Raw genomic sequence first — 3,680 nt, 5'->3', positions numbered from 1 at the left:
GCGGTGTTTCTCCAACCGGGCCCGGTCACCGACCGGGCCCAACCCTGAACGGAATTGTGGTCATTTATGGAACAGTCGAAGTTGCGCAAAGTCGGTCTGGCCGTGGCGCTGACGCTGGTGGCCGGGCTGGTGTTCTACACGGTGCAGGCACCGGCCGAGGCGCCGCAGTACCTGACCGCCACGGTGGAACGCGGTGACATTGAAAACGCGGTGCTGGCCACCGGTCTGCTGGAGGGCATCCGCCAGGTGGACGTCGGCGCCCAGGTCTCGGGGCAACTGAAGTCGCTCAAGGTCAAGGTCGGCGACAAGGTGAAGAAGGGCCAGTGGCTGGCGGAGATCGATCCGCTGGTGCTGCAGAACACCCTGCGCCAGGCCCTGGTCGATGAAGAGAACCTGCAGGCCCAGCGCCGGGCGACCCAGGCCCAGCTCAAGCAGACCAAAGCGATCTACGAGCGCTACCGGGACCTGCAGGACGACGCGTCGATCTCGCGGCAGGACTTCGAGACCGCGCAGTCGAACTACGAAGTGCAGGCCGCCAACCTGCTGGCGCTGGATGCGCAGATCAAGAGCGCGCACATCCAGATCGACACGGCCAAGGTCAACCTGGCCTACACCCGGATCGTCGCGCCCATCGACGGCGACGTGGTGGGCATCGTCACCCAGGAAGGCCAGACCGTGATCGCCAATCAGTTGGCGCCGGTGCTGCTCAAGCTCGCGGACCTGGACACCATGACGGTCAAGGCCCAGGTGTCGGAGGCCGACGTGATCCACATCGCGCCGGGGCAGGAGGTGTATTTCACCATCCTCGGCGAGGACAAGCGCTATTACGGCAAGCTGCGCGGCACCGAGCCGGCGCCACAGAACTTCCTTGAAACCCCGCCGGCCGGCACGCCGAAGCAGAACACGGCGGTGTTCTACAACGCCCTGTTCGACGTGCCCAACCCCGACCACCGCCTGCGCATCGCCATGACCGCCCAGGTGCGGGTGGTGCTCGACACCGCCAAGTCGGTGCTGACCGTGCCGGTGGCCGCGCTGGGGCCGCGCAACGCCGACGGCAGCTTCCCGGTGCGGGTGCTGGACGCCAAGGGCCATGCCCAGGCGCGCAACGTGCAGACCGGCATCAACAACAACGTCAAGGTGCAGATCAACCAGGGCCTGACCGAAGGCGACCGGGTGGTGATCGGCGATCCGGTGACCCGCACGGCAGGGGCGTGAGCATGACCGAACCGTTGCTGCAACTGAGCGGCATCCGCCGCAGCTTCACCGCCGGCGACCGCGAGTTCCTGGCGCTGAACGACATCAGCCTGACCATCGAGGCCGGGGAAATGGTCGCGATCATCGGCGCCTCGGGCTCCGGCAAGTCGACCCTGATGAACCTGCTCGGCTGCCTCGACTACGCCACCGCCGGCAGCTACAAGATCAACGGCCAGGAAACCCGCGACCTGGACAACCAGGCCCTGGCCGAACTGCGCCGCGACCATTTCGGTTTCATCTTCCAGCGTTACCACCTGCTGCCGCACCTGAGCGCGGTGCACAACGTCGAGATGCCGGCGATCTACGCCGGCACCCCGGAACCGCAGCGCCATGCCCGGGCCAAGGAGCTGCTGGCGCGGCTGGGGCTGGACGGCCATCTGACCCATCGGCCCAGCCAGCTCTCCGGCGGCCAGCAGCAGCGGGTGAGCATCGCCCGCGCCTTGATGAACGGCGGCGAAGTGATCCTCGCCGACGAACCCACCGGCGCCCTCGACACCGCCAGCGGCAAGGAAGTGATGCGCATCCTGCTGGAGCTGCACGCCGCCGGGCACACGGTGATCCTGGTGACCCACGACCCGAAGGTCGCCGCCAACGCCGAGCGGATCATCGAAGTCAGCGACGGCCAGATCCTCAGCGACCGGCGCAACGAACGCGCCACCGACGCGCTGCCCAACGACACCGCCGCCGCGCCCAGGCCCGGCACCACAAGGCGCCTGGTGGCGAGCCTGGGGCTGTTCAAGGAAGCGTTCAACATGGCCTGGGTCGCGCTGATCTCGCACCGCATGCGCACCTTGCTGACCATGCTCGGCATCGTCATCGGCATCACCTCGGTGGTGTCGATCTCGGCCATCGGCGAGGGCGCCAAGCGCTATGTGCTCAACGACATCCAGGCCATCGGCAGCAACACCATCGACATCTACCCCGGCGCCAGTTTCGGCGACAGCCGCTCAGGCGCCATCGAAACCCTGGTGCCCGCCGACGTGACAGCGCTCAACGGGCTGTACTACGTCGACAGCGCCACCCCGGTGGTGGGGCGCAACCAGTTGCTGCGCTACCGCAACATCGATGTCGATGCCCAGGTCAACGGCGTCAGCCACCAGTACTTCCAGGTGCGCGGGATCAAGATGGAGGCGGGCATCCCGTTCAGCGACAGCGATGCCCGGCGCCAGGCGCAGATGGTGGTGATCGACTACAACACCCGCCACCGGCTGTTCGGCGAAGGCGTCGATCCGCTGGGGCAGGTGATCCTGATCGGCAACCTGCCGTGCACGGTGATCGGCGTGGCGGCGGAGAACCGCAACCTGTTCGCCAGCAAGACCCTCAACGTCTGGGTGCCTTACGAGACCGCCGCCGGGCGCCTGCTGGGCCAGCGCTACCTGGACAGCATCAGCGTGCGCATCAAGGACGGCCAGCCGAGCAAAGTGGTGGAGGACAACGTCACCAAACTGATGCTGCAGCGCCACGGCACCAAGGACTTCTTCACCAACAACCTCGACAGCGTCATGCAGACCGTGGAGAAGACCAGCCGCTCGCTGGCCTTGCTGCTGTCGCTGATCGCGGTGATTTCCCTGGTGGTGGGCGGCATCGGCGTGATGAACATCATGCTGGTGTCGGTCACCGAGCGCACCCGCGAGATCGGCATCCGCATGGCCGTCGGCGCCCGGCAGTCGGACATCCGTCAGCAGTTCCTGGTGGAGGCGGTGATGGTCTGCCTGCTCGGCGGCGCCGTCGGCATCGCCCTGAGCTACGCCATCGGCCACCTGTTCTCGGTGTTCATCAAGGAATGGGAGATGGTGTTCTCGCCTTTGGCGGTGCTCACCGCCGTGGTCTGTTCGAGCCTGATCGGCATCGTCTTCGGCTTCGTCCCGGCGCGCAACGCGTCCCGGCTCGACCCGATCGAGGCGCTGGCCCGGGACTGAACGGGCGTTCATGAAAAGTAGCCGCGACATGATCGCGGCTTTTTTTGCGCTTGTTGAACAGCGGATCCTCGTACCGGAAGCGTCCTTCAAAACTTGGAGATTATCCCTACATCTATCCGTTTTTGGCCTTGGTAGCGTGCCCGCCCATTCTCGCGAGCACGAACCATGGAGGGTTTGGACATCGCGCTCCTTTCCTCATTGCGCAAGGATAAGCGTATGTATCGGCCGTCCGACGCGGCGCACTTCGCGTTGCGGATTCCCCCTTTCCGTCACGACTCCAGGGTGCTGGCCTTCAGCAGCACCGAAGACTCCGGCACCTCCTGCCGCATCCACGTTGAGTCCGGCTTAACACCCCGTCAGCGGCTGGACAACCTCAACAGCGCATTGACGCAGCCGTCACTGACTGACAAGGACCTCGCCCCATGAGCGCCGAAAAACTGGCCATGGTTGACCAGGCTGCTCAGGCCGAGCGTGCGGCCAGAGCCCAGCCCCATGTGGACATCAACA

2 protein-coding genes are annotated in these 3,680 nt (G+C 65.7%); both read left to right on the top strand.

All coding sequences use genetic code 11. The features are described from left to right. The first annotated feature begins 66 nt into the window (after positions 1–66). Positions 67–1,215: a macrolide transporter subunit MacA gene (gene macA, locus CAG29_RS06570; protein WP_085583613.1), complete on the top strand. Its 1,149-nt coding sequence runs from the start codon at positions 67–69 to the stop codon at positions 1,213–1,215. Between the two features lie 2 nt (positions 1,216–1,217). Then, a complete protein-coding gene (locus tag CAG29_RS06565; protein WP_085639780.1) occupies positions 1,218–3,173 on the top strand; it encodes a MacB family efflux pump subunit in 1,956 nt (651 codons plus the stop codon). Positions 3,174–3,680 lie beyond the last annotated feature (507 nt).

Origin of the sequence: Pseudomonas sp. B7(2017) (assembly GCF_002112745.1) — a bacterium.
Lineage (GTDB): Bacteria > Pseudomonadota > Gammaproteobacteria > Pseudomonadales > Pseudomonadaceae > Aquipseudomonas > Aquipseudomonas ekonensis.
The sequence above is the reverse complement of the archived record's forward strand: the minus strand, read 5'-3'. Positions and strand labels throughout refer to the sequence as shown.

Excerpts from the sequence above, each read along its gene's own strand:
- CAG29_RS06565 (WP_085639780.1), top strand. The coding sequence starts at position 1,218 with ATGACCGAACCGTTGCTGCAACTGAGCGGCATCCGCCGCAGCTTCACC.
- macA (WP_085583613.1), top strand. The coding sequence starts at position 67 with ATGGAACAGTCGAAGTTGCGCAAAGTCGGTCTGGCCGTGGCGCTGACG.